The organism is Rhodococcus sp. NPDC003348 (genome assembly GCF_053589375.1).
This window is the reverse complement of sequence record NZ_JBSFRT010000049.1, coordinates 21430-45753: the sequence shown is the minus strand read 5'-3', so window position 1 is coordinate 45753 and position 24324 is coordinate 21430. Positions and strand designations below refer to the sequence as shown.

The following is a 24324-nucleotide window of genomic DNA, read 5'->3' as shown; positions in this document are numbered from 1 at the left end:
AGAGTGAGTTGTAGAGTGGTCTCGGGGGGGCTCGCTCGGGGGGGGGGGCGGCGCGATAGGCCCCCCCCCCCCCCGCCACCTGTCCGGAGCTGTGTCCGGGGCGCTTCTGCTATTTGGACGCGCTGTGGCCAACGGCGGCCCGGATCTGGGTCTGGAACGCGGCAACCTTGTCCGCGGCGTCCGTCTGGTGGTGGCTGCGGGCCTGGACGCTGATGTCGTGGCCCGCGGCCGCCGCGCGCAGGGCGCCGACGGTGGCCTGCTCCCGCGGGACGTGGCTGAACGGGTCGAAGCTGTACCAGCGCATCGCGTTCAGGTGCGTCATCTTGTCGACCTCGTCCTTCGGTACGGACTCGGCGTTCATGACTTCGCCGAGTTCCTCGGGCCCGTCCGGCCACATCGAGTCGCTGTGCGGATAGTCCATCTCCCACGCGATGTTGTCGATGCCGATGCGGTGCCTCAGATTCACGCCGAGCGGATCGCTGATGAAGCAGGTGAGGAAGTGCTCCCGGAAGACCTCACTCGGAAGCTTGCCGCCGAAGTCCTGCAGCGTCCACGTCGAGTGCATCTCGAAGGTCCGGTCGACCCGCTCGAGGAAATAGGGGATCCACCCGGTTCCGCCCTCGGAGAGTGCGATCTTCAGGTCGGGGTAGTCCTTGACCGGTCGAGACCACAGGAGGTCGGACGCCGCCGAGACGATGTTCATCGGCTGGAGGGTGATCATCACGTCCGGCGGCGAGTCGGTCGACGGGATGGACAGCCGGCCGGACGAGCCGATGTGGACGCTGAGCACGGTGTCGGTGTCGACGAGGGCCTTCCACAACGGATTCCAGTACTCGTCGTGGAAACTCGGGTAGCCGAGCGCGGCGGGATTCTCGGAGAAGGTGAGCGAGTGGACGCCCTTCTTCGCGACCCGGCGCACCTCCTGCGCGCAGAGTTCGGCGTCCCAGATCACCGGCAGCGCCATCGGGATGAACCGGCCCGGGTAGGCCCCGCACCACTCGTCGATGTGCCAGTCGTTGTAGGCCTGCACCAGTGCCAGGGAGAAGTCGCTGTCCTCGGTGGCGAAAAGGCGCGCCGCGAAACCTGGGAAGGACGGGAAGTTCATCGATGCGAGCACGCCGCCCGCGTTCATGTCCTTGACCCGCTCGTGGACGTCGTAGCAGCCGGGACGGATCTCGTCGAGCCCCTCGGGTTCGAGGCCGTACTCCTCCTTGGGGCGGCCGGCGACCGCGTTGAGGGCCACATTTGGGATGACCCGGTCACGGAACTTCCAGACGTCGGTGCCGTTCTCCATGTGGACCAGGCGGGGGGCGTCGTCCTTGTACTTGGCCGCCAGGTGGTTTTCGAACATGTCCGGCGGTTCGATGATGTGGTCGTCGACGCTGATCAGGATCATGTCGTTCTTGTCCACACTGAGCTCCTTCGCGAGTCCGATACTGTAGACCTTACGATAACGCTTCTGGTGGTGCCGGGGAAGGCGTTACGGCGTGATGACCGTGCGGGCCACCGGTTCGGCGGCCGCCTGCCTGCTGTAGAGGCCCCGCTGCAGGGCGGCGAGCAGGCGGTTCCGGGTCTCGACCGGGGAGATCATCTCGTCGAAGCCCATGTGCTCGGCCGAGAAATACGACGCCTGCAGCTCCATCTCCCGCAGGGAGGCGGCGACGTCGTCCTCGGCCTTCGAGGACAGGCTCAACGCCGCCGCGCTCATCGCGCCCATGGTGGCACCGGGGTAGGCGAAGGTGGCGACCTGGTCGTCGTACCCGAGCAGGGACATCACCATCGAGCCGAAGCCGTAGGCCTTGCGCAGCGTCAGGTGCAGTTTCAGGGTCGTCGCGCAGGTCTGCGCGGCGAACATCCGGGCGCCGCTGCGCAGCACGCCTGCCCGCTCGGAGTCGCTGCCGGGCAGCATGCCCGGGTTGTCGGTGAGGAACACGATCGGCAGGTGGAACGAGTCGGCCACGGTGATGAAGTGGGCGGCCTTGTCGGCCGCGTCCGAATCGATCGAGCCGGCGAGGACGGTCGGCTGGTTGGCCACCACCGCCACCGGGTGTCCACCGAGGTGCGCGAGTCCGCAGATCACCGCGCGGCCGAACTCGGGCTGGATCTCCAGCCAGTCCGGGGTGTCGAACACCGCGTCGATCACGGTGTGCATGTCGTACACGGAACGGTTGTCCCGAGAGACGATGTCGAGCAGCTCCGGCGTCTCGCGCGGGGCGGCCTCGTCGTCGGCCAGGAAGGACGGCGGATAGGACCAGGCACTGGACGGGAAGTACGACAGGTACCGGCGAATCGTGTCCAGGGCAGCCGCGTCGTCCTCGGCCACGTTGTGGATCACGCCGCTCGGCAGCGCCACCCCCGGTCCGCCGAGATCCTCCTTGGTGACCTCCTCACCGGTCGACTCCCGGACCACCGGCGGGCCGGCGGTGAAGATGGCCCCTTGCCTACTCATCACCGAGAAGTCACTGACCGGCGCGACCAGTGCGCCGTGACCCGCGGACGGTCCGAGCACCGCGGCGACGGTGGGCACCTTGCCCGAGCAGCGCGCCTGTGCCAGCAGGTCGGTCGGGGTGCGCCCGTAGTGGTTTCCGGTCGGACGGAAGCCCGCCCCCTCGAGCAGCATGATCAGCGGTGACTTGGTGCGAACGGCGAGTTCTGCCAGGCGGTAACGCTTGGAATTGCTGCCCGGGGCGATGGTTCCGGCCATCGTGGTGAAGTCCTCGGCGCCGACGAGCACCGGCCGTCCGTCGATCAGGCCGGAGCCGGCGACCAGGGCGTCCGCCGGCACGTCGCCGCCGACCAGGGTGCCGAACTCCTGGAAGGACCCGTCGTCGAGGAGGTGGTCGATCCGCGCGCGGGCGTCGAGTTTGCCCTTCGCGTTGTGTTTCGCGACCCGTTCCGGTCCGCCCATCTCGTAGCTGCGGCGGCGCCGGTGGTTCAGGTCGTCGAGGGTGTCGTCCCAGGTGTGCGCGTTGCTCACGATCGCCCTTCCTCACGCGGGGAGCGGACCACGGTGTGATCCGGCGGTGCCGGTGGCCGGTGACACGCGGATCCCGACGATCCGGTGGCACGGTGTTCCGGCGGGTTCGGGATTGAGAAAACGGTGTGGTTTTACCGTGGTTGTACCAGGGCCGCGACGCGGGCACAAGGGTGGCCACCGGTGGACACGGTCCGGATCGGTTGTCGTGAAGGGTGATTCGGAGCGGCGGACGCTGGACGGGGGCCGCCGGCGTCGCCCCGTGCGGTATAACCGAGCGATGGCGAAACCGCTGATCCCGGCGGAGGTGATACTCGACCGGGCGCTCGAACTGCTCGACGCCGAGGGTGTCGACGCCCTCGGCGTCCGCCGTCTCGCCGCGGACCTGAGGATCTCCACCCGCACCCTGTACCAGCAGGTCGGGAACCGGGACGCGCTGATCCGCGCGCTGGTCGCCCGGCACTTCTCGCAGCTGACCTTCGAGTTCCGCCAGTACGAGAGCTGGGACGAGACGGCGCTGCAGTGGTGCCTGGCCCTGCGGGAGACACTGCGCGAACACCCCTTCCTGACCGAGCTGATGACCTTCGCCGACCGGCGTGTCATCGTGGACTACGTCAACGAGCTCGTCAAAGTGGCTCTGCGTGAAGGAATTCCGCGGGGCACCGCGGTCGAGTGCTGCCGCTCGCTCGCCAACGTCACGGTCAACCACGCGATCGTCGAGGTGCGTGCGATGCGCGACCCGGCGCCCGAGGTCTCCGATGAGGCGGCCGGGATGGCCGGCAACCTGGCGATGACCATCGGCTGGATCCTGGCCGGGGTCCGGATCTGCTCGGACGGAGCTTCGGCCGGTAGATCCGACGCGCCGACCTGAGCGGGCCCCGGCGGGGTTCGGGTCAGTGCGCGGCAACGGCGGGCGGACGCACGGCCCCGGGATCGGGATTGGCGATCGGCAGACCCATGAAGCGCCGCGCGTTGTCGCCCATGAAGTCGTAGGTCCGGCGCTCGTCCATGCCCTCGGCGTACCTCCAGTAGCCCTTCGGCTCCGGAAGGCCCTCGGGGTGCGGGTAGTCCGATCCGAATAGCACTCGGTCCCAGCCGACCGTGTCGACGACGTCGGACACCGAGCCCTCCCAGAACGGGCTCACCCAGATGTTCCGGCGGAAGACCTCCAGTGGGTTCTCCTCGAAGTTCTGCGGCATCTTGCGGGTCAGGTCCTCGAGATCGTGGAACAGCGGATGGATCCAGGAACTGCCGTTCTCGACACTGGCGACGCGCAGCTCCGGGAACCGGGTGAGGGTGCCGTGGCAGATCAGGCTGCCGATCATGTCCGAGATCTCGCGGTGGCCCAGGGTGAGCCAGCGGAAGGCGCTCATCGCCATGAAGTTGGTCGTGTGCGGGGGTTCCCACATGTTCACGTACTCGGTGAGCGGGGGCTGGCTGGCGTGCAGCACGACGGGCACTCCCGCCTCCTCCACCTCGCGCCAGAACGGGTCGAACTCGGGCAGCGCGGGAGAGCGCCAGCCGTGCAGACCCTTGACCGGAGCCGGCTTGATCAGCACCGCCCGCGCACCGTTCTCGAGCACGAACGCCAGTTCACGGCGGGCGGCGTCCACCTCGGAGCAGTTGATGATCGGTGTGCTGAAGACGCGGTCGCGGTAGTCGTAGGTCCAGTGCTCGAGCATCCAGCGGTTGAGTGCGTGGATGATCGCGACGGTGAGCTCGGGATCGTCGGCGGCCGAGTGTTCGACAAGGCTGGCCAGGGTGGGGTAGACGAGGGCCTCCCGGACGCCCTGCCGGTCGAGCTCGGCGAGCCGGTCCTCCGGATTGCGGGTTGCCGCGGGTGCGTCGATCGCCTTGCCCTGCATCTCGCGCAACGTCAGGCCCTCGACGTTCTCGCCTGCGAAGAACTTCTCGTGAGCACCGGGGGCGGCGACGCGGTCGAAGGTCGGATTCGGGATGAAGTCCGTGATCCGGCCGTTTATGGCGATGCGGGTGTGGCGGCCGACGGTCACGAACTGCACGGCCTGCGAGTAGCGCTCTGGCAGGTACCTCGTCAGCGACTCCGCGGTCTCGTACATGTGCTGGTCTGCGTCGAATATCGGCGCCGCAGTGAACTGGGACGGACCGGCGGACTGGGGCGGAGTGGGGATCTGGGTCAACGGAATTCTCCTGTGCGACACGTCGGTTTGTGTGGGGTGTGGGATCCGGAGTTTCGAAAGGTGCTCGGGGACGCGGGGCGTGGCCGTGTCCGCTCCCTCAGGCTGACACGACTTGACACAACTGTCAACGACTTTGACAAGCGGATTTGTAGTCAACAGCGATACAGAACGGGAAGTATTGACACTTCCGTCAAGTATGCTTCGGGCATGAGTCCCGCCATGGAATCCGGCACGCCCGAATCCGGCACCACCGCATCCGGGGGCCGGGCCGACCGCACCAGGGCAGCCATCCTCGACGCCGGCCGTCAGCTGTTCCTCGAGCGCGGCTACGCCGGCACGGCCGTGGGTGCGATCACCGATGCGTGCGGGATCTCCCGCGCCGGCTTCTACACCTATTTCAAGGACAAGCGCGAGATCTTCGGGGTGCTCGGCGACAACGCGTACCGGGACCTGCGCGCGGTCCTCGCACTGTGGAACGGCTTCCCCGAACCGCGTCGGATCGAGGACGTTCGCCGATTTGTCGAGGCGTACTTCGCGTACATGGATCGGCACGGCGCTTTCGCGATGGCGGCCACGGTCTCCGCGCCGGACGACGACGACTTCCGGATCGGCAACACCCGCATGCAGACCCGGGTGGCGTGGATTCTCGGGCAGGCGCTGCTGGGCAGTTCCGCGAACTCGGCGGAGTCGGTGCACTCACCCGAGGTGGTCGGGGTTGCGGCCCTGGGCCTGCTCGATCGGGCCTGGTATGCGGCGGCGTCGCAGACGGTCGCGGTTGCGGCAGGGGAGATGGTCGACCTGGTCGTCGAAATGATCCACCGGATGACGGTCCCCGCTGGGATGGACTGGAATGCAAGCGGTTCCGTCGAGTCGAGCTGAGGGCGCACATCCGTGGTCGCGTCTTGTCGGCATGACCGGAGAGCGGTACGGTAAGGCTCACTGTAAGAAAACGCCGTAGTTTCACGAGCCCAATCCATGCCTCGGCGGCGTCGGACGTGGACGGAGCAGTATGGACTTCTCCCTGGTCGACCTGGCACCGCCCGATCGCGAGTTCCGTGATCGGGCGCGCGCGTTCCTCTCCGAGCACGTGACCGAGGACCGGCTACACGCCGAACTCGCGACCGGTGACGGCCACATCGAGGAGGTGCACCGCGCGCTCGGCGCACAGGGCTGGCTCGAACCCGAGACGCTGAGCCCGAGCCAGGGTGGATACCCGCAGATCCGACGTCGAATCTGGGATCTCGAACGGCGCCGCGCCCATCTGCCCATGGAGAATTGGGGCGCGACCGTCATGATCCTGCAAGCGGTGCGCCAGTTCGGATCTCCCGAATTGCTCGATGAGGTCCTCTCCGGCGTGTACACCGGAGAGATTCTGTTCGCGATGGGATACACAGAGCCCGAGGGTGGCTCCGACATCGCGACGGTCCGTACCCGCGCAGTCCGGGACGGCGACGACTGGGTGATCACGGGACAGAAGATGTTCACCACCGGCGCGCAGAACAGCCGGTACATCTTCCTGCTGACCAACACGAATCCCGACGGGCGCCGGCACCGGAACCTGACGATGTTCCTGGTGCCCACGGACACACCGGGCCTGCGCGTCGACGGCCTGCGCACCGTCGACGGCGAACGCACCAACATCACCTTCTACGAAGGCATCCGGCTCGCCGACCGGTACCGCCTCGGAGAGGTGGACGGTGGGTGGCAGGTACTGATGGGGCCGCTCGCGGCGGAACACGGTGCGGCGGAGGCCGACTCGCCCGGCCTGTCCGACATCACCACAATGACCAACTTCGGGGTGACGATGGCCGAGGCCGCGGATTGTGCGGTGGGTCTCGCGTCCCGCCCCGGCCGGGACGGTCACCGGCCGCTGGACGACGCGGCGACCGCCGCGCGTCTCGGCCGAGCCCACGCGCGGATCGAGGCCGCACTGAGCACACCCGGCATCTTCGGCAGGGTCGCGATCGCGCAGACGATGCGCGAGAGCGTCCCCGAGCTGATGGACGCCCTCGGTCCGGCGGCCGCACTGACCTCCGGCGCCGACGGTGCCGCCGACGACGGAGCCACCGAACACCTGTACCGCTGGGCGCCGCTGGTCGGCATCTACGGCGGCACCGTCGACGTGTTCCGAAACATGATCGCCCAGCACGTCCTCGGACTCGGACGCGCCACATTCCCAGGGAGTCGACCGTGAGCACACCGACCACCAACGATCCCGCCGAGGCGTCCGCGGACGAAGTGACCGCCGCCGCGCGCCGGTCGGCCGCACTGACCGTCGCCGACCCCACCGCGTACGCGGACGAGGACCGACTGCACCGGGCACTTGCGTACCTGCGCGCCCACGACCCCGTTGCACGGGTCGAGGCGCCCGCCTACCGGCCCTTCCACGCGATCACCAAGCACGACGACGTGATGGCGGTCGAACGGGCCAACGAGCTGTTCACCAACTCGCCCCGGCCGGTGCTGATGCGCGCCGAGCAGGACGAACTGCAGGAACAGGCGCAGATCCGGACGCTGATCCACATGGACGACCCCGAGCACCGACTGATGCGTGCCGTCGCCGCCGACTGGTTCACCCCGAAGGCGCTGCGCGAGATGAAGGTCCGGGTGGACGAACTCGCGCGGATCCACGTCGACCGGCTGCGCGACACCGGCGGCGAATGCGACTTCGTGCAGGAGATCGCGGTCAACTACCCGCTGTACGTGATCATGTCGCTGCTCGGTCTGCCCCAGGGCGACTTCCCCCGGATGCTGGAGCTCACCCAGGAGCTCGTCGGCTCGGAGGACGCGGAGATGCAGCGCAGCGCGAGCCCCGAGGAGCAGATGGCCGGGCTGCTGGACATGTTCGCGTACTTCACCGCACTCACGGCGTCCCGGCGCGAGACGCCGACCTCGGACCTCGCCTCCACCATCGCCAACGCGAAGATCGACGGCGAACTGCTGGGCGACATCGACATCGTGTCCTATTACGCGATCATCGCCACCGCCGGCCACGACACAACCAGCTCGACCATCTCCGGCGGCATGCGTGCCCTGATCGACCATCCCGACCAGCGCCGGCTACTGCAGGCAGAACCCGGACTCATGTCGTCCGCCGTGGAGGAGATGATCCGGTGGGTCACGCCGGTCAAGGCATTCATGCGAACCGCGTCCGCGGACACCGAGGTACGTGGCGTGCCCATCGCGGCCGGTGAGTCGGTGCTCCTGTCCTACGCGTCCGCCAACCGGGACGAGGAGATCTTCACCAACCCGTTCCGGTTCGACATCACCAGGAGGCCGAACAAGCATGTGGCCTTCGGATTCGGCGTGCACTTCTGCCTCGGCGCCGCACTGGCCCGGATGGAGATCGCGAGCTTCTTCACCGAACTGCTGCCCCGCCTCGGCGACATCGAGCTGACCGGGGAGCCGGAGCTGACCTCGACCACCTTCGTCGGCGGCCTCAAGCATCTTCCGATAAGGTTCACTCTCCGTTGAGGGTCGGCCCGAATCGGACTGTTCGGACCGAACCCTTTGCGCGCCAAAGAAGTTTCCGGCTCTTCGGTTTGCGGGCCGCGACTGCGCATGCGAGCATCGCGACATGGTGCACGGAAGCCCGTTCGCTGGTCTGACCCGTCGTGAGTTCCTCGCCAGGGCGACCGCCGTGGGTTCGGTCGCGATGCTCAGCTCGTGGGCCGGACCCATCATCGCGAAGGCCCACGACCTGTCCGGCGGCGGCCGCGGATCGCTGAACGACATCGAACACTTCGTCCTGCTCATGCAGGAGAACCGCTCGTACGACCATTACTTCGGCACCCTCTCGGGCGGACGGGGCTTCGACGAACCGTCCGCGGCGTGGAATCAGTACGGCTACTCGCCCGGACGCGGCGAGGACCCGAACGGATTCGTCAATCCGTTCCGTCTCGACACGACACGGGGCACGTCCCTGGACGGCGAGTGCATCAACGATCCCGACCACTCGTGGGCGGGCACGCACCAGGCGTGGAACAACGGAGCCAACGACCGGTGGATGCCGATGTCCATCGCCTCGGTTGGGGTCGGCAACGCCGCGGCGGCGATGGGCTACTACACCCGGGACGACATTCCCATCCACCACCAACTCGCCGACGCGTTCACGCTGTGCGACAACTACCACTGCTCCGTTCTCGGCCCGACCGACCCCAATCGGCTGTACTGGATGAGCGGAACCATCGATCCGGACGGGATGGCCGGTGGACCGCTCGTGGAGACACCGACGGTGATCCCGAAGTTCGTCTACTCGTGGAAGACGTACCCGGAGAGCCTCGAAGAGGCCGGCGTGAGCTGGAAGATCTACAACAACAGGGACCTCGGCCCGGCCTCCTCGGTCGCGCTGGACGGGATGATGGGCTGCTTCACGCAGGCTCGGGACCCCAATTCTGCACTGGCGCGGAAAGGCATCGCACCCACCTATCCGCACGACTTCCGAGCCGATGTGGCGGCCGGAACCCTGCCCGCGGTGTCGTGGGTGATTCCGTCCCTGCTCAACTGTGAGCATCCGGCACTGCCGCCGGCATTCGGCGCGGCCGGGTTCGTGGAACTGCTGGACATCCTCACGTCGAACCCGGACGTCTGGGCGAAGACCGCGCTGATCATCTCGTACGACGAGCACGGCGGCTTCTTCGATCACGTCACGCCGCCGACGCCCCCGCCGGGGACGCCCGGGGAGTTCCTGACCGTTCCACTGGATTCCGTGTCATCAGCGAATGGCGTCGCGGGACCGATCGGGCTTGGCTATCGGGTACCCGCACTGGTCGTGTCGCCGTACAGCCGTGGCGGGCTGATCGCCTCGGAGGTGTTCGACCACACCTCCCAGTTGCGGCTGCTGGAGACACGGTTCGGTGCACCGGTGCCGAACCTGACAGCCTGGCGGCGCGCCACCGTCGGCGACATGACCTCGGCTTTCAACTTCGCCGCCCCGCCGGACGTGGGTAAGCCGGCGCTGGCCGACCCGCGTCCCGGAGCGCAGAACGCGATCGCGCAGTGCGGGCCGAACATGGCGGCAGGCAGCTTCGGCAAGGGGTTTCCCTACCCGGTGCCGCCGAACCGGATGCCGACCCAGGAACCCGGCACGCGACCTGCGCCGTCCGGCCCGGTCACGACCTAGGGCCCGACGTCACTTGCGCATGCCGCCGCTGACCATGATGTCGTCGCCGGTCACGTAGGACGACGCGTCGCTGGCCAGATACAGCGCGGGACCGACGATCTCGGCGACGTCGGCGACACGGTCCTGGGGGATCGACCGGGCGACCGATGCGATGAAACCAGGCTTGTGCCGTTCGGCGCCGAGCACCATGTCGGTCGCGAACGGCCCGGGACTGAGCAGATTCACCCGCACGCCCCACGACGCCCACTCGCCCGACATCGTCACGGTCAGGTGCTTGAGGGCGGCCTTGGAGACGCCGTACGCGACGGACGCGGAGTCCGAGGCGTAGGCCGCCATCGAGGCGATGTTCACGATGCTGCCCCCGCCGCCGTCCCGCATCACCGGCGCGACGCACTGGCTCATCCGCAGGGGACCTTCGAGGTTGACGCTGAACACCTTGCGCCACAACGGAAGCGACACGCCGGCGGCACTCTGGCCGGCGGGGTTGATGCCCGCGTTGTTCACCAGCACGTCGATTCGGCCGAACCGGTCGACGATCCGGTCCACCACCTCCTGGGCGCCGTCCCAGTCGGAAGCGTGCCAGGCGACGGCGAACGTCTCGGTGCCGGTGATGTCCCGGATCCGGGCCGCGGCCTCGTCGCACCGCTCCTGGTCACGGCCGCTGACCACCACCGACGCCCCGGCGCCGGCGAATCCCTCGACGATCGCTCGGCCCAAGCCTCGCGTCGATCCGGTCACCAGTGCGACCCGGCCGGTGAGATCGAACATGTCCAACGGGCTCTTCACTGGTTCAGGACCTTTCGACGCTGGTGCAGTTGATCATCGGCCCGCCCAGACGGGCGGACGCCGCTCGGCGAACGCGCGGGCGCCCTCCGCGGCGTCGGCGCTCGACACGATCGCGGGCAGACCCTGCTGGACCGCTCGCCGCGCCTCCTCCTGGGTGCAGTCCAGTGCGCCGTACATGTGTTCCTTGGTGAACCGGACCGCGAGCGGCGCGTTCTCGGCGACCGCGCTCGCCAACCGGAGAGCCTCCGCGCCGACCTCGGCGCCGGGCACAACGCGGTTCACCAGTCCGAGCGCGTGGGCGCGGGCGGCGTCGAGCGAGGCGCCGGTCAGGCCCATCTCCAGGGCGATCGCCAGGGGCAGCCGACGTGCCAGATGCACGATGCCGCCGCCCGCGGCGACGAGGCCACGCCGGACCTCGGGGATCCCGAACTCTGCGTGCTCGGCGGCGACCACCAGGTCGCAGGCGAGCAGCAGCTCGAGGCCGGCGGCGAAGGCGCTGCCGTTGGCGGCGGCGATCAGCGGCTTCGGGTACGTCCGGTTCAACAGCGTCGCCAGGCCCGGACCGTCGGTGGCCCGCGGCGCCGAACGGGTCCGGGCGAACTCCTCGAGGTCCAGACCGGAACAGAAGGTGCGTTCGCCGGCTCCCGTGAGCACGACGGCCGCCACGGCGTCGTCGGACTCCGCGGCGGCCAGCGCCAGGCCCAGGTCGGTCACTGTCGCCGAGTCGAGGGCGTTGTGCCGGTCGGGGCGGTCGAGCGTGACGACCAGCACCGACCCCTCGCGCTGCACCCGGACGCTCATCGGCGGTCCTCAGTAGTGCGCTCGACCGAGGCCGAGCGCGTGCTGGGCGATCATGTTGCGGAAGACCTCGAGCGTGCCGCCGTAGATGCCGCACAGCGGCGCCCAGCGGTAGAGGTGCTCGGCGCCGCCGGCGTCGGCGGCCCCCTCGGCGTCGATCGGCAGCAGTGCCGCGGTGCCGAGCACGTCCATCAGGTCTGGGGCCACGTCACGCATCGCCTGGGCCAGTGCCACCCGGCCGTACATGTTCGGAGTCGCGAGCGCGGCCTCGACGCGGGCGGCGGATCGGCCGAACCGCTGGGCGACCGAGCTGTCGTCGAGGCCCCGGCGGCCCGCCGGATCGGGCAGGCCGAGCAGACCCGCGGCGCGGTCCACGACCGCCGCCATCTCCAGGCCCTGGTGCTGGAGGATCGACACGTCCTGCAGTCCGTCGGTGTCGGCGTCGACGACGCCGTGCTCGGTGTCCAGGGGGCCGCGCAGCACGGCCCAGCCCTCGTTGACCTCGCCGAGCCGATACCTGTCGTCGACCCGGATGTCGCTGTAGTAGGTGATGTTCGTGCGGTCACCGTCGACGGTGCGCAGGCCCTGGATCTCGATGCCCGGGGTGTCCAGCGGGACCAGGAACATGGTCAGGCTCTTGTGCTTGCGCGCGTCCGGGTCGGTGTTGGTGATGAGGAAGACGTACCGGCTGTTGTGCGCGCCGGTGGTGAACATCTTGGAGCCGTTGATCACCCAGCTGTCGCGGTCCCGGACGGCGCGGGTCTTGCAGGTCGCGACGTCCGAGCCGCCTTCGGGTTCGGTGTAGCCCAGACACAGGCGCACGTGGCCGCTGAAGACGCCGGGCAGCACCTCCTCGCGCAGTTCCGGGCTGCCGAATCGCTCCACCGACCGCGCCACGATCGAGGTCGTACCCCAGGTCACCCACGGCACGTGCACGCGCCGCTTCTCCTGTTCCCAGATCCGGCGCTGGATCCGGTCGAAACCGCCCTCGGTCTCCGAGCGGTACTCGCGCTCGAGGTAGCCCGCGGCGCCCATCGCCAGGTGCACGCCCTCGTCGAAGTTGTCGCCGGTCTCGCGGTCGCGGCGGCGCACCTCGTCGGTCACGTGTGTCGCGAGGAACGAGCGGACCTCCTCGAGGAAGTCGTGATGTTCCTTGGACAGCTCGACCCGTGAGAAATCCATCTGTCGTCCTTGGTGATTCGGGGGAGTGATTCGGGGGAGTGATTCGGCGGCCTGAGGATCGGTCGGGCGCTACGCCGCACCGTCGCGAGCGACGAGTTCGGCACCGTCGCGAGCGGCGACGAGTTCGGCGACGCGGCGGGCCGCGGCGGCGGGATCGCCGCCGGCGAGGGTCCATCCGCGCGCCCGCACCAGGTAGGAGGTCGCGGCCGACTCCGTCGACACGCCGAGACCGCCCTGGACGTGCACGGCCATCGTGGCCGCGCGACTGGCCTCGTCGGTCATGAACACGAAGGCCGCTGCCGCCAGTTCGGGTCGCACCCGTGGCTCGTACTCGAGGTACCAGGCTGCCTTCCGGGTCAGGTTTCGTCCGCCCTCGACGGTGATCGCCATGTTGGCGAGGGGATGCGAGATGCCCTGCAACGTCGAGATCGGGACCCCGAAGGTGTAGCGGGTGGTGGCGAACTCGGCGGCGATCCGCATCGTCTGCTCGACGAGGCCGACCAGGGCCGACGCGGTGAGCAACCGCCATTCGTCGACGGCACGTTCGAAGGCCCGCACGGCCTCGGGGCCGGCTGCGACGACCTCCCGGGTGGTGGCGTCGGCGGGATCGACCCAGGCGAGCGGCAGCCGGCCGAGGTTGTCCACGTGCGCCGGTCGCGTCGCGAAACCGAGACGGACCACCTGGTCACCGTCGAGGGTGACCACGTGGTCGGCGACCGCGCCCGCCGGCACCAGTCGTGGGCCCGGTGCTCCCGTGGCGCTCACGTCGAGCGCCACCGGTTCGGCGCCGCTCACGGCCTCCGCCGAGAGGAGCGAGCAGTCGCCGAGACGGGCCAGCAGTCGGGTCGCGGTGACATGGTCGGTCCACGGAACCGGCGCGAGGCTGCGCCCGATCTCCTCGGCGACCAGCGTCAGGTCGACCAGGGTGGCGCCGTCGCCGCCCGCGGACTCCGGAACCGCCATCGACATGGCGCCCGTGCCGGCCAGTCGTTCCCACAGGCCCTTGTCGAACCCGGTGGCCTCGGCCGCGCGGACCACCTCGATCGGGCTGTACGTCTGGAAGAACTTCACGTATGCGGCCTGCAGGTCGGTGTGGTCCGACGTGAGGCTGTAGTCCTCACGGCGCAATTCGTACCGGTCCATCACTTCACTCCTGTGTCGTGTGCGCCTGCCGGCGCGTGCTGGTCGAAGAAGAATTCGCGGGCGTTCTCGTACAGGTAGCGGTCGCGCACCTCGTCCGGAAGGTCGAGTGCCGCGGCCTCCGGGATCACCCGGCGCATCGGCAGGACCGGCCAGTCCGACCCGAAGATGACCTTGCCCGCGCCGCGGCTGCGCATGAAGTGCAGCAACGACTCCGGCAGCCGCTTGGGTGACCAGGCGGAGGTCATCAGCCGCAGGTTCGGATACTTGATCAGGAGCCGGATCGCGACGTCCCACCAAGGATCGGCGCCGTGGATCATGCACAGCTTCAGTTCGGGGAACCGCACGCACACCCGGTCCAGGTGGATCGGGTTCTGCACCTCGCCCGGGATCGGCGGGCCCGGGATGCCGGTGTTGATGCAGAGCGGCAGTCCGAGTTCGGCGCATTTTGCGTACAGCGGGTAGTAGACCGCGTCGCTCGGCGGGTACTGTCCGTCGCCCCAGAAGCTCGGTCCGACGGCGGCGTAGGCCACCGGCAGATCGGCCGCCACCGCGGTCAGTTCGCGCAGCGTGGCGACCGGGCGGAGCAGATCGGGGCCACCCATCGCCAGTGCGAACCGGTCCGGGTGTGCCTCGACGAACTTGCGTGCCGTGGTCGACGGCTTGGTCAGCGAGTCCATCAGGATGGCACGCTGCACGCCCTGCTCGTCCATCTCGTCGATCAGTTCGGCAAGGTCGACCGGGGCGAACATCGACTTGGGGCCCTTGAAGTAGTTGTCCCGCACCGCGACCATCCAGCCCGGCTGCTGCTCGGTCTCACCGAAGTGGACGTTCACGAGGCAGTCGATGACACGGTGCCCGGGGCGATCTCCGCTCGCGTGGCTCATGCGATCTCCGTTGTGAGAGAGGTGGATTCATCGGTCATGGCGGCGACGGTGTCCCGGGCCCACCGATAGTCCGGCTTCCCGTTGCCGAGCCGGCCCACCGCATCGACGAAGTAGAGGGCCTTCGGGACCTTGTAACCGGCGAGGCGGGTCCTGCACAGCGCACGCAGGTCGGTGTCGTCGACCCCGCCACCCGGCGCACGCTGCACCAGGGCGACGACCTCCTGCCCCCATCGCACGCTCGGGCGGCCGACCACCAGTGCGTCGGCGACCTCGGGATGGGTGCGCAGGACCTCCTCGACCTCCTCCACGAACACCTTCTCGCCGCCGGTGTTGATCACCAGGGAATCGCGTCCGATCAGCCGGATCGTGCCGTCGGCGTCCAGCGTCGCGCGGTCGCCCGGCACCGCGACGCGCCGGCCGTCGATCACGGGGAAGGTGCGCTCGGTGGCCTCGCGATCCCCGTAGTAGCCGAGCGGAATGCGTCCGGTCCGGGCCGCCCAGCCGATCTCGTCCTCGCCAGGGGCGAGGAAGCGGCGGCGGTCCTTCGACACCACGGTGCCGCCGGGCCTGGGCAGGAACGTCTCGGCCCGCGACGCCTGGCCGGTGTTGCCGAACCCGAGCCCGCCGGTCTCCGAGGATCCGTATCCGTCGATGACGGTCACCTGCGGCAGGTGGTCGATGATCGCCTGCTTGTGGACCGGATTGGTGGCGGCCCCGCCGGTTCCGATCGCGAACAGTGACGTCAGGTCGTACCGGCCGGAACGCATCTGCTCCACCAGGGGACCCGCGTAGGCGTCCCCGACCATCGTCATCAGGAACACCCGCTCGCGCTCGATCGTCTCGAGCACCGTGCGGGCGTCGAAGGGTTCCCGGTCGTCGTAGAGGACGACGGTCTGGCCGCCCAGGACCCCGGCGAGCGCGGTCCACACACCGGCGGCGTGCAGCAGGGGCGAGACCGCGAACCACACCTGGCCACCCGAGGTGGCGATGTCGCGCAGCGTCTGTGCCGAGTGGTCGTCTCCGGACATGGCCGCGACGTACATGTCACTCTGTCTCCACAACACACCCTTCGGCCGTCCGGTCGTTCCGCCGGTGCACATCATCACCAGGTCGTCCGGGCTGGTGGGGATCACCCGGTCCGGATCACCGAGGGCGAGGGCCTCGTCGAGGGTGATCGAACCCGGCAGGAGTTCGTCGCCGCTGCCGTCGTCGACGGCGACGAGCAGATCCGGCCCGACCACATCGACAGCCTCCCGCAGCGAGTCGCCGAGCGAGCGGTGATAGACGATGCCGCGTGGGCCCACGTACTCGAGCAGGTCCCGGATCTCGCGGGCCGTGTAGTGCCGGTTCACGTTCACCGGCACCACCCGGGCCTTGAGGCATCCGATCATCACGTCCGGATAGAGGTCGTTTCGCATGACCAGGGCGATCCGGTCCTGGGCGCACTCCCAGTTGTTCGGGGCCTTGCTGTTCACGGCATCGGGGCCGTCGTGCCGGCCGAACCCCTGGTCGGCCAGGAAATTCCCCAGCCGTCGGGTGCGATCCCGGACCTCCGCGAAGGTGCTGCGGCGGTCGCCGCAGACCGTCATCGTCCGGTCCGGAACCGCATCGGCGACGACATCGAGGATGTCGCCCAGCGTCCATTCGGTCACCGTGGTCCGCCCTTCCCGCCGACTGTCGTGAGGGGCGCTCGATTGGGGTGCACAGCGGCTACGCGGCGCTGCGGACGGGAAGACCGAGGTACTCGACGGCGTTGTCGCGCATCACTTTCCGGATCGCGGCGTCGTCGAGTCCGGCCAGATCGCCGACGTACGAGGTCGGGTTCTCCAGACCCTCACCGTGCGGCCAGTCCGAACCGAACAGGATCCGGTCCACCCCGATGCGGTCGGCGAGGGCGTTGACGTCCTCCTCGTAGTACGGCGCGACCCAGACGTGATGGCGGAGCTGCTCGACCGGGTCGTTGGGGAAGGACTTCGGATACTGGTTCGCCAGCTTGGTCAGCCGCTTGGCGAGGCGATGCACCCACTCCGAGCCGTTCTCGATGCTCGCCACCCGCAGGTTCGGGTGCCGGTTGAAGACGCCGTGGACGATCAGCGACGCGATGGTGTCGTGGATGGCACGGTCGTCGGTGACGATCTTGTCGAAGGGGTCCACCGTGCCGAAGCCCTCGAAGTTCTCCTTGCCGCCCCACATCGCCGACAGTTTGAGGTAGCCGCTGTCGCCGAGGTGGAAGGCGACCGGGACACCGGCCTCCGCCAGGCGTGCCCAGACCGGGTCGTGGGACGGGTGGCCGAGCGAGCGTGGTTTGCTCGCACCGGGCACGGGGGCCGGCCGGATGTGCACCAGGCGTGCGCCCTTCGCGATCACCGAGTCGACCTCGGCGAGCGCGGCGACCGGGTCGGCGAGCGAGATCATCGGCGCCGTGTACACCCGGTGGTCGGCCCGGTCGAAGCCCCAGTCCTCGTCGAGCCAGAGGTTGAAGGCGTGCAGCGATGCCATGGTGGCGTCGATGTCGTGGCGCAGGGCCTGCTCGACCCCGCAGCCGAAGGTCGGGAACATGAACACCGTCTCGATGTCCTGCTTGTCGAGGACGTTCACGCGGGCGTCGCGGTTCTGGTACTCGGGTCGCAGTTCGAGTTCCTCGACCTGCATCATCGTCGACCGGTCCATGCCGTCGGGGATCTCGCCGCGGAAGAACGGGTCGAGGCAGCCCGGGACGATGATCGGATCGAAGGTCGGGTTCGGGATGAAACGATTGACGCGGTCCCCGATCACCGCGACGGTGTGCTTGCCCTCCTTCAGCATCTGCACGCCACGCCGGGTGAACTTCCGGTCGAGGTGGCGGGTGAACGCGTCGATGGGCTCGTAGTAGTGGTTGTCGACGTCGATCGCGCGGTAGTCGAGTGCGGTCACGGTCTCCTCCTTCGGTTCGGCACGTCGTGTGTCTTCTGGTCGTGTGGGTGGGGCGGGCAGTGCGGGATCACCGCCCGGCCCGCGCCTTCCGGACATCCAGGGGCGGGAAGGCGGGGGGCCGTTTGGCGAGGAACGCGGTGACGCCCTCGATCACGTCGGGACGAGTCAGCGACTCGGCCATCAGTTCGGCGGCCCGGGTCGTCGCGTCCGCCGCGTCACCGGAAGTCACCGCGTATGCCTGGTCCTTGATCCACCGCAGGGAGGCGGGCGAACAGTTCGCGGCCATGTCCTCGCAGTACCGGAGGGCGTGGTCGAACAAGTCCTCGGGCGGGAGCACCGCCGCGACAAGGCCGAGGTCGGCTGCCTCGCGGGCGAGGAAGGTGCGTCCGCTGAGCAGTAGGTCCAGTGCGACACCCCATCCGGCGAGCCGGGGGAGTATCCAGGCGATGCCGTGCTCGGCGATCAGTCCGCGCCTGGCGAACGGGGCGGCGAACTTGGCCCCGTCGGCGGCGAACCGGACGTCGCACATCAGCGCGTAGGTCAGGCCGATGCCCACGCACGGACCGTTGATCGCGGCCACCACCGGCTTGTGTACCGAGGTCAGGAAGTGCGGTGGCCGGTCGCCCATCAGGGCCGTGACGTCGACCGGTGTGTCCGACTCGAACGCGTCGCCGATGTCGGTGGACGACCCCATGTCGGCGCCCGCGCAGAACGCGCGGCCCTTCCCGGTGACCAGGAGCACGCGGACGTCGGGATCGGCCTCGGCCCGGTCGACGGCGGCGTAGAACGCGGCCGCGATGTCGCGTCCCCAGGAATTGAGGCGCTCGGGCCGGTTCAGGGTCAACACCGCGACGCCGCCGTCCGTGCGGTCGTAGAGCACCGCGTCGCCGTCTCCCGCGCCCTGGCGCGGGGTATTCCCAGCTCGTTCGGCCATGCCCTACTGTATACCTATCGGTAGAGCATTCCGCAAGCAATTCCGGCGGCCTCGGGGAGGGGTGTCGACGCGTCCCCCGGGATTGTGCCGAAGGTTATGCCGTATGGGTTACGGTAACTGCATGTGACGTGCCGGACACGACGGCGCGGCGGAGGTGTGAAGAGTATGGTCAAGCGCGATTCCGGGTCGGCGCGGCAGAGCCGGCCGCCGAAAAGGCAACGCCGGGAACGGGGTTCGATCGACCCGGACGACATCATCGCGGGCGCGTTCGAGCTCGCCGAGCGGGTGTCGATCGACAACCTGAGCATGCCGATGCTGGGCAAGCACCTCGGCGTCGGGGTGACCAGCATCTACTGGTACTTCCGCAAGAAGGACGACCTTCTCAACGCGATGACCGAGCGGGCCGTCCGTCAGTACCTGAGTGTGGCCCCGGCTCTGGCCGGCGATGGTGCGGCCTCCGACGTGGGGGGCTGGCGTCGGGTGCTGACCGGCTTCGCTCGCGGCATGCGCGCCACCTTCCTGGCGAACCCGATCCTGATCGACCTGATCCTGATCCGCTCGACGCTCAGTCCCGTCCACGGCCAGCTGGGTGCCCGCTACATCGAGACGATCGTCGCCGATCTGGTCGACGCCGGCCTGTCGCTGGCGGACGCCTTCGACACCGTCGCGGCGGTCCAGTTGCACGTGCGCGGTTCGGTCGTGCTCACCCGGCTCGGCGACAAGGTGAAGGAGGCGGACCCCGACTCGCACGCGTACTACGACGATCTCGACATCACGCCGGAGGGCACACCGCTGCTCGCCGAAGCTGCGGCGCAGGGGCGGACCGGCGCCGCGCCGGACGATCGGAACTTCGAGTACGGACTCGTCTGCATCCTCGACCGTGCTGCCGGTCTGCTCGGTGCGCAGGGGGCGCCGAGCGGGCCGGTTCGGGGTCGGGTGGGTGTTCGCGCCTGAGCGGTCCGGTGAACCGTTCCGCGTCGCCTCCCGGTCTGTTACGGTCGGGCTTACGGTAATTAATTCGGCATCTGGGCGCGAGGGGTGGTGCCGACCGTAGCCGTGGCGGACAGCCACGGCCGGAGCAGTGAGGGGAGCAGCGGTGGCGGAGACGGTCGGTTTCGTCGGAGCAGGTCAGATGGGGGAGCCGATGGTTGTTCGGCTCCTGGATGCGGGGCACGAGGTGAACCTCTACGCGCGGCGACCGGAGGTGCGGGAACGGCTCGGTGCTCGCGGTGTGGCGCTTGTCGACAGCCCGGCAGAGTTGGCCCGGCGCAGTGACATCGTCATCGCTTGCCTCTTCTCCGACGAGCAACTCCTGGACGTGGCAGGCGGGCCCGACGGGATTCTCGCCAATGCCGAACCGGGTGCGGTGGTGGTGTCCCACACCACCGGCAACATCGGCACGGTGACCGGGCTGGCAGCGCAGCATCCGGACGGTCCGGTCCTGCTCGACGGCCCCATCAGCGGCTCCGCCGAGGACATCGCGGCGGGCCGATTGACGGTCCTCCTCGGCGGGCACACCGCGGCCGCCGAGCGCGCCCAGAAGGTACTCGAGGCCTACAGCAGCAACGTCATCCACACCGGCGGCCTCGGCACCGCACTGTCCCTCAAGCTCGTCAACAACCTGCTCTTCGCCGGAAACGCCCAACTCGTCGCGGCCGCACTCGATCTCGGCGCGCGACTGGGCGTCGAGGACGCGGCGTTCCTCGACGCGCTCACCGTCTGCAGCGGACGCAGCCATGCATCCTCCTCGGTCCGGCTGCTCGGCAGCCTGGAGAAGTTCGGCAAGGTCGCCGGCCCATTCCTGCGAAAGGATGTCGCGGCCTGCGTGGACGCCGCCGACGACGCAGGAGTGGAGCTCGGCTGGTTGCGGACCGTCGTTGCCGACGGTCCGCTGTCCCTCTCCTGATCGGCGGAATCATGACCACCACCGACAAACCAACCGTCACCGCAGAACGGGACGGTGCCACCACTCTGCGCCCGATCCTCGAACGTCAGCGGGGCGCCTTCCTGGCCGAGGGTCCGCCCACACTCGCGGTGCGCCGCCACCGCATGGACCGGCTGGTCGCCCTCGTCCTCGACAACGCGGACGCCTTCGTCGAGGCGCTGGTCGCCGACTTCGGCAGCCGATCACGGACCGGGACGCTGTTCACCGAGATCATCGGGATGCTGTCGGTGATCGAACACACCCGCTCCCACCTGCCGCGGTGGATGCGCGACGAGACGCACATGCGGGCCGCAGGCCCGGTCGGGCTGCGGGCCCGGGTCCGGCCCACCCCGCTCGGCGTGGTCGGCATCGTTGGTCCCTGGAACTTCCCGCTGCACCTGGTGGTGCTGCCCGCCGCGGCCGCGCTGGCCGCAGGCAACCGGGTGATGATCAAGATGTCCGAGGTCACCGAACACACCGCGGAACTGTTCGCCTCCCTGGCGCCGCGCTACTTCGACGACTCCGAGGTCGCCGTGGTCACCGGCGACGCGCGGGTGGCGGCCGAGTTCGCGGCCCTGCCCTTCGACCACCTCTTCTTCACCGGCTCCCCTCGGGTGGGCCGGCTGGTGCAGCGGGCGGCTGCCGAGAACCTGGTCCCCGTCACCCTGGAACTGGGCGGAAAGAACCCGGTCGTCGTCGCGCCGGACGCGGACATCACCCGATCCGCCTCCCGAATCGCGCGGGCTCGCATGGTCAACGGCGGACAGGTGTGCATCTGCCCCGACTACGTCCTGGTGCCGGAAGCTGCCGTCGACGCGTTCGTCGCGGAGGCAATGCGCACCTTCGGCGAGGTGTTCCCCACGATCGTCGACAACGACGAGTACCCCGCCACCGTGAACATCGCGAACTTCGACCGTGTCGTCGGACTCGTCGAGGACGCCCGCGCACGAGGGGCGCACGTGGACACCGCCGCCCCGGTCGGTGAGACGCTGCCGGACCGTGACCGTCGCAAGATCGCGCCCACCGTCGTGCGCGGCGTGGACGACTCGATGGCCATCGCCCACGAGGAGGTCTTCGGCCCGGTGCTGGTGGTGCTGCCGTACCGTTCCGTCGACGAGGCGATCACCTACGTCAACGCCCGGCCGGCACCCCTCGTCGCCTACTGGTTCGGTCCGGACGGAACCGAGTTCCGCCGCTTCGTGGACCGGACTCGCAGCGGCGGCGTCGCGCGCAACGAGTTCGGCCTGCAGATGGTGCCGGCCGGCGCGCCCTTCGGTGGGGTCGGCAACAGTGGCATGGGCGCTTACCACGGCAAGGCCGGGTTCGACACCTTCACCCACCACCGGACCGTCGTCGCGAGCGATCTGCCGTTCATGGTGACCACCGGAAGCGCCGTCCCGCCGTTCGGCCGGGCCATGCGCTCCGGGGCATCAGCCGCGGTGTGGGCGGCGCGCCTGCGCGTCGCCTGGCGGCTCGCTCGGGCCCGCCGCACCACCCGCCCCGCCGGGCGCGGTGACTCCACCGCGTTCACCGACCATCTGCAGTGAGGTTGTGCCCGTGAGTATTTCGTTGCTCCTCGAGATGTCCGCCGACCTGGACCCCGGCCGGATTGCGGTGTCCAGCGACGGCGACCGCACGACTGTCGCGGAACTGAACGGGATGGCCGACCGCGGCGCGGCGCTGATCGCGTCCACCGGTGTTCGGCACGTCGTGCACGTCGGCACCGGCGGAACGGTACTTCCGGTGCTGCTGTTCGCGGCCGCGCGCGCCGGCCTCGCCCTGACCCCGCTGAACTACCGGCTCGGCGAGCGCGGACTGTGCGAACTGATCGAACGCCTGCCCTCGCCGCTGGTCGTCGCCGACCGCGAGTACCGCGAGGCCCTCGGTGGCGTTGACGCGCGAATCATCGACACCGACGAATTCCTCGCTGCCACGAGGGCCGCCGACGCGCCGAGTGCCGAGGCGGTGCCGGTCGATCCCGAGCGGCCCGCGGTCGTGCTGTTCACCTCCGGCACCACCTCGCAGCCCAAGGCGGTCGAACTCAGTCACAGCAACCTCACCAGCTACGTCATGGGTACGGTCGACTTCGCTTCCGCCGAACCCGGCGACGCTGCGCTCATCTGCGTCCCGCCGTACCACATCGCGGGTGTCGGGGCCTCACTGTCGAACCTCTACGCCGGCCGAACCATGGTGTACCAGAGGCGATTCGACGCAGCGGACTGGGTCCGGCTGGTCCGAGGCGAGCAGGTCACCAGCGCAACCGTCGTCCCCACCATGCTCGACCGCATCGTCTCCGCACTCGAGCACGATCCCACGGGGTTGCCGTCGCTGCGGACACTCGCGTACGGCGGATCCCGGGTGCCGTTGCCACTGGTGCGTCGCACGATGGGCCTGCTGCCCGAGGTCGGGCTCGTCAACGCATACGGACTGACCGAGACGTCGTCGACCATCGCGGTTCTGACACCGGACGACCACCGCAGTGCGGGATCCGATCCCGCGTTGGCCGCCCGCCTCGGATCGGTGGGCCGCGCGGTTCCCGGTGTGGAACTGCAGATCCGGGCCGAGAACGGAACCGTGCTCGGCGCCGGCGAGGTGGGGGAACTGTTCGTCCGAGGATCCCAGGTGTCGGGCCGCTACACGGGCATCGGCTCCGTCCTCGACGCGGACGGTTGGTTCCCGACCCGGGATCACGCCAGCGTGGACGCGGACGGGTACCTGTATGTCGTCGGCCGCGCCGACGACACCATCATCCGCGGCGGCGAGAACATCGCACCGGCCGAAATCGAGAACGTCCTCGTAGACCACCCGGACGTCCGCGACGTCACCGTTCTCGGCCTCGACGACGAGCAGTGGGGGCAGATCATCGTCGCGGTGGTGGTCCCCGCCGGGCCGGGCGAACCCGACACCGAGGCCCTGCGCACCTGGGTTCGAGAGCGACTGCGGGGATCACGCACCCCGGACCGGGTGGTCTTTCGTGCCGAGTTGCCCACCACCGACACCGGAAAGGTGTTGCGCCGCGCCCTGGTCGACGAGTTGCGCTCGGCCGAGCCGGACGTGACCCCGGTCTGAGCCCGCGGAAGCACCACATCCCGGAACCACGAGAGATGACCACAGGAGGCGAGAGATGATCAAGAGCGGTACCCGATTCGAGAGCCAGGTCTGTGACACCCAGGTGATCGTGATCAGGTCGACGGACCGGTTCGACGACCTGCGGTGCGGTGGGAGCCCGATGGTCGCGGTCGGCGAGGCGAAGACGGCCGGTGCGACGATCGACGAGCACCTCCGCGCCGGCAACGCCCTCGGCAAGCGCTACGTCGACGAGTCCGGGGCGGAGGTCCTGGTGACGAAGCCGGGTGACGGCACGCTCACGGTCGGCGAGACGCCGATGCAGTTGAAGGCGGCGAAGGCGCTGCCGGCGAGCGACTGACGAGCGCCGCCGCGGATGCCCCGGCCGGCGGGTGCATCCGCGGCGATGTCTCGGCGCTCGCGTGGCGCGCCGCCGCAC

At 69.1% G+C, this 24324-nt stretch carries 21 protein-coding genes; 10 read left to right on the top strand and 11 right to left on the bottom strand.

What is annotated here, in order from left to right; translation table 11 throughout:
- Positions 1-109: 109 nt before the first annotated feature.
- Positions 110-1411 (bottom strand): amidohydrolase family protein, encoded by a 1302-nt coding sequence (locus tag ACWDU4_RS24585; RefSeq protein ID WP_450116555.1) that lies wholly within the window; start codon positions 1409-1411, stop codon positions 110-112.
- Between the two features lie 69 nt (positions 1412-1480).
- Entirely contained in the window at positions 1481-2977 is a 1497-nt protein-coding gene (locus ACWDU4_RS24580; RefSeq protein WP_450116554.1) for an acyl-CoA carboxylase subunit beta, read from the bottom strand.
- 277 nt (positions 2978-3254) lie between these two features.
- Here ACWDU4_RS24580 and ACWDU4_RS24575 point away from each other — a divergent pair, with 277 nt between their 5' ends.
- Positions 3255-3845, top strand: a complete 591-nt coding sequence (locus ACWDU4_RS24575) for a TetR/AcrR family transcriptional regulator (RefSeq protein WP_450116553.1) — start codon at positions 3255-3257, stop codon at positions 3843-3845.
- A gap of 22 nt (positions 3846-3867) precedes the next feature.
- On the opposite strand, the gene ACWDU4_RS24570 is transcribed toward ACWDU4_RS24575, so the two are convergent.
- A complete protein-coding gene (locus tag ACWDU4_RS24570) occupies positions 3868-5052 on the bottom strand; it encodes an amidohydrolase family protein (RefSeq protein WP_450116558.1) in 1185 nt (394 codons plus the stop codon).
- A gap of 288 nt (positions 5053-5340) precedes the next feature.
- On the opposite strand from ACWDU4_RS24570, the gene ACWDU4_RS24565 reads away from it, so the two are divergent.
- The 4 genes from ACWDU4_RS24565 (at position 5341) to ACWDU4_RS24550 (ending at position 10255) form a co-directional block, all read left to right on the top strand.
- Positions 5341-6012 (top strand): TetR/AcrR family transcriptional regulator, encoded by a 672-nt coding sequence (locus tag ACWDU4_RS24565; protein ID WP_450116552.1) that lies wholly within the window; start codon positions 5341-5343, stop codon positions 6010-6012.
- 130 nt (positions 6013-6142) lie between these two features.
- Positions 6143-7327, top strand: coding sequence for an acyl-CoA dehydrogenase family protein (locus ACWDU4_RS24560; RefSeq protein ID WP_450116551.1), 1185 nt, complete (start codon positions 6143-6145; stop codon positions 7325-7327).
- A 44-nt stretch (positions 7328-7371) separates the two neighbouring features.
- Entirely contained in the window at positions 7372-8607 is a 1236-nt protein-coding gene (locus ACWDU4_RS24555) for a cytochrome P450 (protein ID WP_450116557.1), read from the top strand.
- A 103-nt stretch (positions 8608-8710) separates the two neighbouring features.
- On the top strand, positions 8711-10255 hold the full coding sequence (locus ACWDU4_RS24550) for a phospholipase C (protein ID WP_450116550.1): 1545 nt from the start codon (positions 8711-8713) through the stop codon (positions 10253-10255).
- Between the two features lie 9 nt (positions 10256-10264).
- On the opposite strand, the gene ACWDU4_RS24545 is transcribed toward ACWDU4_RS24550, so the two are convergent.
- The 8 genes from ACWDU4_RS24545 to ACWDU4_RS24510 all read right to left on the bottom strand — a co-directional run bounded on the left by ACWDU4_RS24545 (position 10265) and on the right by ACWDU4_RS24510 (position 18895).
- Positions 10265-11041, bottom strand: a complete 777-nt coding sequence (locus ACWDU4_RS24545) for an SDR family NAD(P)-dependent oxidoreductase (RefSeq protein WP_450116549.1) — start codon at positions 11039-11041, stop codon at positions 10265-10267.
- 33 nt (positions 11042-11074) lie between these two features.
- Positions 11075-11842, bottom strand: coding sequence for an enoyl-CoA hydratase-related protein (locus ACWDU4_RS24540; protein WP_450116548.1), 768 nt, complete (start codon positions 11840-11842; stop codon positions 11075-11077).
- Positions 11843-11851: 9 nt separating this feature from the next.
- Complete coding sequence (locus ACWDU4_RS24535) at positions 11852-13021, bottom strand: acyl-CoA dehydrogenase family protein (protein ID WP_450116547.1); 1170 nt, start codon at positions 13019-13021, stop codon at positions 11852-11854.
- A 69-nt stretch (positions 13022-13090) separates the two neighbouring features.
- Positions 13091-14164 (bottom strand): acyl-CoA dehydrogenase family protein, encoded by a 1074-nt coding sequence (locus ACWDU4_RS24530; RefSeq protein WP_450116546.1) that lies wholly within the window; start codon positions 14162-14164, stop codon positions 13091-13093.
- Positions 14164-15048 (bottom strand): amidohydrolase family protein, encoded by an 885-nt coding sequence (locus tag ACWDU4_RS24525; protein ID WP_450116545.1) that lies wholly within the window; start codon positions 15046-15048, stop codon positions 14164-14166. Before ACWDU4_RS24525 ends, ACWDU4_RS24530 begins: the two co-directional genes overlap by 1 nt.
- A complete protein-coding gene (locus ACWDU4_RS24520; protein WP_450116544.1) occupies positions 15045-16700 on the bottom strand; it encodes an acyl-CoA synthetase in 1656 nt (551 codons plus the stop codon). The genes ACWDU4_RS24525 and ACWDU4_RS24520 overlap by 4 nt, the downstream gene beginning before the upstream one ends.
- Positions 16701-16758: 58 nt before the next feature.
- Entirely contained in the window at positions 16759-17961 is a 1203-nt protein-coding gene (locus ACWDU4_RS24515) for an amidohydrolase family protein (RefSeq protein WP_450116543.1), read from the bottom strand.
- Positions 17962-18028: 67 nt separating this feature from the next.
- Positions 18029-18895: an enoyl-CoA hydratase gene (locus ACWDU4_RS24510; RefSeq protein ID WP_450116542.1), complete on the bottom strand. Its 867-nt coding sequence runs from the start codon at positions 18893-18895 to the stop codon at positions 18029-18031.
- A gap of 165 nt (positions 18896-19060) precedes the next feature.
- On the opposite strand from ACWDU4_RS24510, the gene ACWDU4_RS24505 reads away from it, so the two are divergent.
- The 5 genes from ACWDU4_RS24505 (at position 19061) to ACWDU4_RS24485 (ending at position 24246) form a co-directional block, all read left to right on the top strand.
- Positions 19061-19849 carry a TetR/AcrR family transcriptional regulator gene (locus tag ACWDU4_RS24505; RefSeq protein WP_450116541.1) on the top strand — a complete coding sequence of 263 codons (789 nt, stop codon included), beginning with the start codon at positions 19061-19063 and terminating at the stop codon, positions 19847-19849.
- A gap of 142 nt (positions 19850-19991) precedes the next feature.
- The gene (locus ACWDU4_RS24500; RefSeq protein ID WP_450116540.1) at positions 19992-20801 is read left to right on the top strand and encodes an NAD(P)-dependent oxidoreductase; all 810 of its coding nucleotides are present in this window, start codon (positions 19992-19994) and stop codon (positions 20799-20801) included.
- Between the two features lie 11 nt (positions 20802-20812).
- Positions 20813-22366 carry an aldehyde dehydrogenase family protein gene (locus ACWDU4_RS24495; RefSeq protein WP_450116539.1) on the top strand — a complete coding sequence of 518 codons (1554 nt, stop codon included), beginning with the start codon at positions 20813-20815 and terminating at the stop codon, positions 22364-22366.
- Between the two features lie 10 nt (positions 22367-22376).
- On the top strand, positions 22377-23888 hold the full coding sequence (locus ACWDU4_RS24490; protein ID WP_450116538.1) for a class I adenylate-forming enzyme family protein: 1512 nt from the start codon (positions 22377-22379) through the stop codon (positions 23886-23888).
- 55 nt (positions 23889-23943) lie between these two features.
- Complete coding sequence (locus tag ACWDU4_RS24485; RefSeq protein WP_450116537.1) at positions 23944-24246, top strand: hypothetical protein; 303 nt, start codon at positions 23944-23946, stop codon at positions 24244-24246.
- Positions 24247-24324: the final 78 nt, after the last annotated feature.

Excerpts from the sequence above, each read along its gene's own strand:
- ACWDU4_RS24485 (WP_450116537.1), top strand. The coding sequence starts at position 23,944 with ATGATCAAGAGCGGTACCCGATTCGAGAGCCAGGTCTGTGACACCCAG.
- ACWDU4_RS24560 (WP_450116551.1), top strand. The coding sequence starts at position 6,143 with ATGGACTTCTCCCTGGTCGACCTGGCACCGCCCGATCGCGAGTTCCGT.
- ACWDU4_RS24540 (WP_450116548.1), bottom strand. The coding sequence starts at position 11,842 with ATGAGCGTCCGGGTGCAGCGCGAGGGGTCGGTGCTGGTCGTCACGCTC.
- ACWDU4_RS24570 (WP_450116558.1), bottom strand. The coding sequence starts at position 5,052 with ATGTACGAGACCGCGGAGTCGCTGACGAGGTACCTGCCAGAGCGCTAC.
- ACWDU4_RS24525 (WP_450116545.1), bottom strand. The coding sequence starts at position 15,048 with ATGAGCCACGCGAGCGGAGATCGCCCCGGGCACCGTGTCATCGACTGC.
- ACWDU4_RS24565 (WP_450116552.1), top strand. The coding sequence starts at position 5,341 with ATGAGTCCCGCCATGGAATCCGGCACGCCCGAATCCGGCACCACCGCA.
- ACWDU4_RS24495 (WP_450116539.1), top strand. The coding sequence starts at position 20,813 with ATGACCACCACCGACAAACCAACCGTCACCGCAGAACGGGACGGTGCC.
- ACWDU4_RS24575 (WP_450116553.1), top strand. The coding sequence starts at position 3,255 with ATGGCGAAACCGCTGATCCCGGCGGAGGTGATACTCGACCGGGCGCTC.
- ACWDU4_RS24510 (WP_450116542.1), bottom strand. The coding sequence starts at position 18,895 with ATGGCCGAACGAGCTGGGAATACCCCGCGCCAGGGCGCGGGAGACGGC.
- ACWDU4_RS24550 (WP_450116550.1), top strand. The coding sequence starts at position 8,711 with ATGGTGCACGGAAGCCCGTTCGCTGGTCTGACCCGTCGTGAGTTCCTC.
- ACWDU4_RS24535 (WP_450116547.1), bottom strand. The coding sequence starts at position 13,021 with ATGGATTTCTCACGGGTCGAGCTGTCCAAGGAACATCACGACTTCCTC.
- ACWDU4_RS24530 (WP_450116546.1), bottom strand. The coding sequence starts at position 14,164 with ATGGACCGGTACGAATTGCGCCGTGAGGACTACAGCCTCACGTCGGAC.
- ACWDU4_RS24505 (WP_450116541.1), top strand. The coding sequence starts at position 19,061 with ATGGTCAAGCGCGATTCCGGGTCGGCGCGGCAGAGCCGGCCGCCGAAA.